9 protein-coding genes and 1 pseudogene are annotated in these 7,199 nt (G+C 72.6%); 1 reads left to right on the top strand and 9 read right to left on the bottom strand.

Annotated elements, in window-relative coordinates; translation table 11 throughout:
- The 4 genes and pseudogenes from HW445_RS13675 to HW445_RS13660 form a co-directional block, all read right to left on the bottom strand.
- Nucleotides 1-945 (bottom strand): annotated as a pseudogene (locus HW445_RS13675) (hypothetical protein); the annotation flags it as partial.
- The gene (locus HW445_RS13670) at nucleotides 942-2,084 is read right to left on the bottom strand and encodes an AAA family ATPase (RefSeq protein WP_180221299.1); all 1,143 of its coding nucleotides are present in this window, start codon (nucleotides 2,082-2,084) and stop codon (nucleotides 942-944) included. The pseudogene HW445_RS13675 and the gene HW445_RS13670, both read right to left, overlap by 4 nt.
- 59 nt (nucleotides 2,085-2,143) lie before the next feature.
- Nucleotides 2,144-2,395 (bottom strand): hypothetical protein, encoded by a 252-nt coding sequence (locus HW445_RS13665; protein WP_180221298.1) that lies wholly within the window; start codon nucleotides 2,393-2,395, stop codon nucleotides 2,144-2,146.
- A gap of 80 nt (nucleotides 2,396-2,475) precedes the next feature.
- The gene (locus HW445_RS13660) at nucleotides 2,476-2,796 is read right to left on the bottom strand and encodes a hypothetical protein (RefSeq protein ID WP_180221297.1); all 321 of its coding nucleotides are present in this window, start codon (nucleotides 2,794-2,796) and stop codon (nucleotides 2,476-2,478) included.
- Nucleotides 2,797-2,969: 173 nt separating this feature from the next.
- Between HW445_RS13660 and HW445_RS13655 the strand changes: the two genes are divergently transcribed.
- The gene (locus HW445_RS13655; RefSeq protein ID WP_180221296.1) at nucleotides 2,970-3,272 is read left to right on the top strand and encodes a hypothetical protein; all 303 of its coding nucleotides are present in this window, start codon (nucleotides 2,970-2,972) and stop codon (nucleotides 3,270-3,272) included.
- Between the two features lie 55 nt (nucleotides 3,273-3,327).
- Here the strand turns inward: HW445_RS13655 and HW445_RS13650 are convergent, their stop codons facing one another.
- From HW445_RS13650 to HW445_RS13630, 5 genes are all read right to left on the bottom strand, one after another.
- On the bottom strand, nucleotides 3,328-3,879 hold the full coding sequence (locus HW445_RS13650; RefSeq protein WP_180221295.1) for a hypothetical protein: 552 nt from the start codon (nucleotides 3,877-3,879) through the stop codon (nucleotides 3,328-3,330).
- A gap of 37 nt (nucleotides 3,880-3,916) precedes the next feature.
- Nucleotides 3,917-4,369 (bottom strand): hypothetical protein, encoded by a 453-nt coding sequence (locus HW445_RS13645; RefSeq protein WP_180221294.1) that lies wholly within the window; start codon nucleotides 4,367-4,369, stop codon nucleotides 3,917-3,919.
- A gap of 194 nt (nucleotides 4,370-4,563) precedes the next feature.
- Entirely contained in the window at nucleotides 4,564-5,301 is a 738-nt protein-coding gene (locus HW445_RS13640) for a hypothetical protein (RefSeq protein ID WP_180221293.1), read from the bottom strand.
- A complete protein-coding gene (locus tag HW445_RS13635) occupies nucleotides 5,298-5,801 on the bottom strand; it encodes a hypothetical protein (protein ID WP_180221292.1) in 504 nt (167 codons plus the stop codon). The genes HW445_RS13640 and HW445_RS13635 overlap by 4 nt, the downstream gene beginning before the upstream one ends.
- 70 nt (nucleotides 5,802-5,871) lie before the next feature.
- Complete coding sequence (locus tag HW445_RS13630; RefSeq protein WP_257231057.1) at nucleotides 5,872-7,197, bottom strand: VirB4 family type IV secretion system protein; 1,326 nt, start codon at nucleotides 7,195-7,197, stop codon at nucleotides 5,872-5,874.
- Between the last annotated feature and the right edge of the window lie 2 nt (nucleotides 7,198-7,199).

Here is a 7,199-nt window from a genome sequence, read left to right as displayed (position 1 = left end):
TGCGCGGTCCTGAGCCCGCTCCTTGGACCGCGCGGCCATGGCGTCGGTCGCCGCGGCCTGTGCCGCGAGGTCGGCGGCGTCGGTGGCTGCCGCGCTGTCCATGACGACCCCCACGGCGCCGGACAGCAGATCGGTCAGGTTCTCCGGCACGGGCCGGGCGGGGGCCGCGATGTCCAGAGCGTCGCACCATTCTCGAGCGTGCGCGAGCATGGTCGTGGCGTCGTGGTCGGCGCACTGGTGGGCTGCGCTCCAGATGCGGGTGAGCGTGTCCAGCAGGTCCGCGCCCAGCACCTTCTTGCACAGGTCGGCGACGGCCCGGGTCTCGCTGGCGTCCAGGATGCCGACGTCACGGCGGCCGAGGACCAGGGCCGCCACGGCGGCGGCGTGCTCGATGCCCTGGAAGGTGGGGTGGGCGATGTCGGGCATGACCAGGGTTCGGGCACTGGTGCGCAGATACGTGCGGTCCGTGGGCCGCCTGATCAGGTGCGCGCCTTCGACACGGCTCTCCTCCAGCAGGAGCGCGGCCTCAACGACACGGGGGTCCGCTCCGGCAGGCGCCGTCCAGACGGAGTGGGCGGCGTGCGCGGCCTCGTGGACGAACACTCCCCAGGCGGCGGGATACCGCTCCTCGTCGCCCACGGTCCCCGGATGGATCTCGTGGGACTGGAGCGGGGCGAACAGGCGGGCGTCGAACTCGACCTCGCCCAGCGTGGGGAAGAACGCGGCCGGTGCGCCGCTGCGCGTGCCGGGGCGGCAGGTGACGAGGAGGTCTTGGCGGCCGGAGAGGGCGACGAGCCGGTCGCCGAGTTCGGCTCCCACGCGCAGCCACGCGTTGGGGGAGGAGCGGGGTTGCGCGGGCGGGGCGCCGTCGTCGTCCCATCGCGCGAGGTCGGCGGCGTCGTCCGGCGTGGTGGCGGGTAACTGGACGTGGTGGTGGGCGCTCATCGCGAGCGTCCCCGGTGCGTGGGTCCGGTGCTGGCCGGGGGTTTCCGGGCGGCTGAGGCGGGGAGCTGCTTGCCGAGGGTGAGGGGTGCGATCTTCTTGATGCCGACAGCCTTGATGACGGCGTCGGCGACGGCGTCGCGATCCTCAACAGGAGCGATGCCGACCAGGTTCGCGAGCGCGGCGTTGGTGCCGAGGACGGCCTCGGTCTTCTGGTAGCTGAGCAGTTCCCGCAGTTGGGGGGCCCAGCCCAGCTCGCCGCGCTCGACCTGGTGGGCGAGGTGCCGGGCGACCCGGACCACGCGTGCGTCGATCTTCAGGGCCAAGGCGAGGTCGTAGTCCGTGCCGACCTGGATCTGCACGCTGAACCGGCTCGCGAGCGCCTCCGTCAACACCGCCCCGTGGACCCCGGGATTGTGGCCCGCCACCACGTAGAACCCCGGCTCGGCCTTGATGATCTCGCCCTTGTGGGCCTTGACCTGGATCTGCCTGCGCCCGTCCATCGCCGGATACAGCGCCGCCAGGACCTTCGGCGAGATCAAGGTGGCATCGTCGATCAGTAGGGCCCGGCCCTCGGTCATCGCGGTGACCAGCGGACCGTACTGGAAGACGTACGCTCCCGCGTCGTCCTGCGTGTACTCGCCGATCAAATCGCCCACCGTGGTGTCGCCGTCACCGGCGACGGTGAGCAGATCCGGGAACGCCGCCTCGACCAGACTCGTCTTGCCGGTGCCCGGAGGGCCGTAGAGCAGCACCGGAACATCGGCGTCACGCAAGCGATTCAACGCCTCGACGTCGGGCAGATCGGCCAGCTCCCGGGGATGGTAGAGCTGGCCCCCCGCGCGCCGGATCGGGCCGGTCTGCCTGGGCGTGGGCGCCGCGGTAATGGTCGTGCGGGCTGCGGCCGCCTGCGCTCGGGGAGGGTGGGTGCCCGGCGGGCTGATCACCACGGTCTGCGCGGCTGCGGCGGTCTTCGCGTTCGCGCGGAACTCCGGCTGGCCTCTTCCGCCTTGGTCGGCCTCGCCGCGCCGCACCAGGGTCAGGGCGGCGTTGCGGACGGCACCGTGGGAGTGGCCCAGCTGCCTGGCCATGTCCCCGATGGTCAGCGCGTCCGCCGGCCGGTCGGCCAGCAACCGGGCCACCTTGGCCCGCAGCTCACCGGCCCTGGTGCGCGCTGGACTGGTGACCGTCACGGATGTGGTCAAACGAGGTCCCCTTCAACAGTGCGGGTGCGCGCGGGGTCGGAGAGGCTCGTCCAGGTGCACGGGGTGGCCGGCGACGAGCAGCTCGCCGGCTGCTCAGCAGGTCCGTGCGTCCGTTCCGTGCCGGGTTCCGTCGCCCGGCATGCGCAGCCCGGCGTCTCTTCGAAGCCGGACTGGAGCAGGATCCGCCGGGCGGCGGCGTTGTAGCCGGTGGTGGTGATCTCGCCGGTGACGGCGTGCCGGATCGGCATGAACGGCTCTGCTGGTGCTTCGGGCAAGGCGGGATCTCCTCGATGGGGATGGGGAGGGTTGGAGTACCGGGCTAGTCAGGTCAGCGATGGTGCCGAGGTGACGGTGTGCTCGGTGCCGGCGGTGGTGGGACGGTCCGGCCGGCGGCGTCGGCGAGGCTGGGGTCAAGGCGGACCGGGTAGCGGGCCGCGGTAAGCATGTCGGAGGCCCAGCTGGCGTGTTCGTTCTCCCAGGCGTGACCGAGGTCGAACGGGAGCCGGATCCAGGTGCCGCGCAGCGTCGGCTCGAACAGGAAGCCCGCCCGGCGCAGGATCTCGGCTGCGAAGGAGTCGACCACGCCGTCCACTGCGACCTGACCGCCTCGGCCGCGGGTGATGCGCAGGGGCCCCTTGTCGCTGGTCACCGTTGCCTGCTCGTGGTGAAGGCGACGGGGGGTCGTGCTCCTGCGGCAGGCGTCGCGGTGGTGGGAGGCATGGGCCGTGTGGCCGGAGCGGCGGCTCGGGCGCGCGTGGTCTGAGGAGAGACGGCTGCGGCGGCCTGGGAGATTCGTCCGCGCTGCTGCCCCGCGCTCGCGGCGTGTGCCGCACCAGCGAGGTGTGTGTCGGCGGGTTCCAGGGCGGGGTCGGCGTGCACGGCGTAGCCGAGGGTCCGCAGGTCCTTGACGGTCTGGCTGCCGCGGCGCATGCCGTCGCGCTCGGCGTCGGTCAGGCGGTACAGGCCCGCTGTTCCGGTGACGGGTGTGAACTGCTCGCGGACGAGGAGCCATTCGGCGAGGTGGGGGGTGATGCGGCCGGTGACCTCGGCGACGAGGCCGAGGTCGCGGTCGGTGCGGATGACGAAGTGAGGGAGTTCGGACAGGAGGGTGCCTCCGGGAGGTGAGGGATGGGGTACACGGCGCGACGCCGTGCCGTTGCTGTGACCGGTGCCGGGGAGGTCAGCGGGCGCGGCCCGGCGGCGGCGCGGGAGGAGCCGGCGGCGGGGGAGTCGGCGCCGTGGAAGGGATCGTCGCTTCGGGATCCGCCTGCTGCTGGGAGGTTTGCTCGGCGGTCAATATTTCGCCGTACACGAGGGGTACTGCGGCGTCGAGCAGGGCGCGCAGGCCCTCGGAGGCGGTGGCGAGGTTGGCGGCTGCGGAGCGGTACCGCTGAGCGAGGTCGGGCTGGTTGTGGAATGCGCACCAGGTGGCGGCGGCGTCCATGAACGTGCTCAGGGTGGTCAGCGCGGCGTCCGGGTGGTCGCCGAGTACCGCGTTGCTGACCGCGAAGAACTCGGACATCTTGCTGGCGCGGCTGAGGGCGGAGGTCCAGTCGGCGATGTGCAGGCCGGTGTCCGGATGGCCGACCTGGGCGGCGAACTCCTCGGCGGCGCCTTCGGTCCACCTGAGCATGTCGTCCCAGGTGGGCTGCCCGGTGTTGAAGGAGTCGATCTGCTCGGCGGTGCGGCCGACGTTGTCGTACACCTCGTAGTCGGGGTTGGGCCAGTACAAGGAGGAACCTTTCGGCAGGGTGAAGTGGCGGGTTGTGTCAGCGGTGCGGCGCTGCTCGCTTGGAGGGCGACGGGTGGGCGGGCGGCGGGGCTGTGCCGGGACGGGTGATGACCGGCGGGGCTGTGCCGGGACGGGTGATGACCGGCGGGGCGAGGCGCGGTGCCCACCGGTGCTGGCTGTCGCTGAACCGCGCTGCCGGATCGGTGTCCCAGGGCACGACGGGGCCACGGGAGTGCTCGCGCAGGCCGATCACTTCGACTCCGTGGGAGCGCAAGACGTATCCCCACTCGAGACCTTCGGTGGACGTCTCGGTGATCGTGATGCGGGACGGCGGAGTCCCGTCCGAGCTGAAGACGTCGTCAAGGGACTGGCTCGGCGACGACGAGGGCCAGGGCAACGCCTGCCGGAGTCCTTCGGGAGCGCCGTCGAGAAGGTCGGTGCCGAGCTGTGACCAGCCGACCGGCACGTCGTCGACGAGGTGGCGGGTCATGGCGTCGATGTCGCGTCCGAAGCGGTACTGGTAGGCGGCAAGCAGCAGGGGGAGCTGGTGGCTGGGATAACCGTCCCAGTGGACGTAGACGCCGGTGAAACTGCTGCCGCTGGTCGGTCGAGCGATGAAGGAGCGGGTGGCCAGGGGAGACCTCCGGAGAGTGGAAGTGGGCGGACGAGGCTGCAGCTCACCGGCTACCGGGCCCGTCGGGCGGAGGGCGCGGGCGTGTGTGCGGGGACGCCGGCCGCTGCCTGTCCCGTGCGCTCGGGGAGCGCACCAGCGACGCAGACGCGGTAGCCGTGCGCGCCGAGCAGGTCGACGGCTCGGGCGAGACGGTCGCTGTCGTCGGCGGGCGGGCAGCACCAGCCGGTGGCCGGGTCGAGCCGGTGCCCCTCATCGGCGATGAGAAGGCGCGCAGCCTGGGCGTAGGGCGCGTGCCACGCCCACTGGTCGTGGTCGTCGAGAAAGAGCTGGACCCGGAGATGGCCGGTGGCGGCCTGCCTCCACGCGGGCATCGCCTTGAAGCGGTAGTCGGGCAGCAGGCGGCGGCGGACGCGCACCGCGGCGCGGGTGGCGTCGGCGGGCACGGTGATGCCGAGCGGGCTGGTGATGTCCTGGGCGTGGACGGGGCTGGTTCCAGCGGGGAGCATCGGCGCCACCACGTAGGTGCGAGGCCGGCCGGGTCGCGGCATGACATACAGCTGGAGACCGTGCGGCGAGGTCAGCACGCAGCGGCGGACGTCGGCCGTCGCGAGGCGGGTGGAGGTGAGGGGGCCGGGGTGCCAGATGCGGTGGCGGGCGGGGTCGGTGCGGACGACAGCGGTTGCGGGGTCGACCTGCCAGCGTCCGGGCAGACGTGCGGCGAGGCCGGTGGCGAAGCGGGTCACGTCAGGGTGGGGCACGGGCGTTTCCGGGTCATAGTTCATGGTCATCGGGTGGGTCCGGGGCGCTTCGGTGGCTGGTCGGGCAGACGCATCGAAGGGCTAGGCCCTTGTGTGGCCTGGTGTTGCTCGAGGAGCACGGCCGTCTCGTCGAGGGCCTCGGCGCCGCGCCGCAGCTCCGCCCGGGCCCCGGCGTGCGCGAGGACGATCGCCGACTCGTGCGGCTTGATGTCGGCAGAGGCGAGGACGTCGCGCAGCGTGTGGCCGAAGAGGTACGAGGCGGCGAGGGCATCGCTGGCGGCGAGCACGAGACGCTCCCTGGTGCCGGGCGGCCGGTCCGGGCAGCCGGCTGTGGCTTCAGCCGTGGCCAGCTCGACGACGTCGACCAGGTGCTGGTGTGTGGTGCGCACGTGGTGGAGGAGGTCGGCGTACGGGGGCGGGTCGGGGATGTGACCGTCGGCGTCGACCAAGGTGAACTCGTCGACCGACGCGCGCATCTTGCGGGCCAGGTCCCGCACGGAGGCTGCGGACGCGGGCGTGGTGGGCGGCATACGGATCTCCGGGGTGAAGAACGAAGGCGGGCAGCGACGGCGCTGCAGATTTCGTGAACTGGGCGCTTTCTCAGTGCATCCGGGCGTCGGTGTCGAAGAGCGCCAGTTCCTGCGGGTGGAGGTGGTGTTGGACGACGAAGGAGCGTCCGGCGACCTTCCACAGGCCGCGGCCTCGGTTGAGGTGGGCGATGGCTTCGGTCTCGACGGAGGTGAGGCCGAGGAGGCTGGCGGCGGCGTGGAGCTGGTCGGTCTCCTGGCGGTAGATGACGCGGGTGGAGCAGTCGGCGAGGAGGCCCTCGGCGAGGGCACGGCCGCGGGATCCGGCGTCGCCGGCGGTGAGGAGGTCGGAGAGCCGGTGGATGACCATGAGGTTGGCGATGCCGAGGCCGCGGGAGAGCTTCCACTGGGCCTGCATGCGCTGGAGGAGGCCGGGGTGGCGCATGAGCCGCCAGGCTTCGTCGTAGACGATCCAGCGCCGTCCGCCGTTCGGGTCGGTGAGGGCGGACTCCATCCAGGCGGAGGCGCAGGTCATGGCGAGGACGAGGGCGGTGTCGTCGCCGGAGCCGCCGAGGCGGGACAGGTCGATGGTGAGCATCGGCGCGTCCGGGACGAAGGCGACGGTGGAGGGGGCGTCGAACATGCCGGCGAGGTCGCCGTGGACGAGGCGGCGCATGGCGTGGGCGAGGTCGCGGGCCGCCTCCCCGAGCCGTCCGGACATCATTCCTGCGGCCTCGTCGAGGGCGTCCGGGTTGTTGAGGGCCGCGGCCACGTCGCCCAGGAGGGGGGTGCGGTTCGTGCTGGCGGCGTGGGTCACCGTGGTGTCGAGGGCGACGTCCAGGGCGGTGTGTTCCATGGGCCGCAGGTCGCGGCCGAGGACGGTGCGGGCGAGGGAGCCCAGGAGCAGCAGGCGCCGCTTGCGGACCTCACCGGCCCAGTCGGCCTCCGCCACGGACGCGGGGCGGGGGGCTGCGTCGAGGGGGTTGAGGCGTCCGGGCAGGCCGGGGCCGAGGGCGACGGACGTGCCGCCGAGCGCGGAGGCGACGGGCGTCCACTCGCCCTTGGGGTCGCAGGGGACGTAGACGCGGTAGCCGAACGCGACGCCGCGCAGGGCGAGGCTCTTGGCGAGGGCGGACTTGCCCTGGCCGATGACTCCGGCGAGCAGGACGTTCGGGTTGGTGAAGCCCTCGACGCGCCCGTAGAGGGCGAATGGGTCGAAGACGAACGACGCTTCGGCGTGGACGTCGCGGCCGATGTAGAGGCCCTCGGCGCCCAGGCCGCCTTCGGCGAGGAACGGGTACGCGCCCGCCGCGACCGCGGTGGTCATCCGGTGCGCGGGGAGGCGTAGCCGGTTACCGCGGGCGGAGGCCGGTCCGGGCCGCCCGCCCGGCGGATACAGGG

The sequence above is a fragment of the Streptomyces sp. UH6 genome (assembly GCF_013421635.1).
In the GTDB taxonomy this organism is placed as follows: Bacteria; Actinomycetota; Actinomycetes; order Streptomycetales; family Streptomycetaceae; genus Streptomyces; species Streptomyces abyssomicinicus.
This window is presented reverse-complemented; position numbering and strand designations above follow the sequence as displayed.